The sequence below is a fragment of the Escherichia sp. 20412-1 genome (genome assembly GCF_003027595.1).
Taxonomy (GTDB): Bacteria; Pseudomonadota; Gammaproteobacteria; order Enterobacterales; family Enterobacteriaceae; genus Escherichia; species Escherichia marmotae.
The window spans coordinates 1-211 of record NZ_PYQM01000153.1; the positions used below are offsets into that span (position 1 = coordinate 1).

Sequence of the window (211 nt, forward strand, 5' to 3'; positions counted from 1 at the left end):
TGCGGCGTGAACGCCTTATCCGGCCTACGGTTAAAGCACGATTTGTAGGCCGGATAAGCGTAAGCGCATCCGGCATCGGTGCATATTGCCGGATGCGGCGTGAACGCCTTATCCGGCCTACGGTTAAGGCACAAATTTGTAGGCCGGATAAGCGTAAGCGCATCCGGCATCGGTGCATATTGCCGGATGCGGCGTGAACGCCTTATCCGGC

1 protein-coding gene is annotated in these 211 nt (G+C 57.8%); it reads right to left on the bottom strand.

Annotation, left to right across the window (positions count from 1 at the left end; all coding sequences use genetic code 11):
* On the bottom strand, positions 1 to 211 hold a 211-nt coding region (locus C7B16_RS25135), incomplete at both ends, for a hypothetical protein (protein ID WP_219906395.1).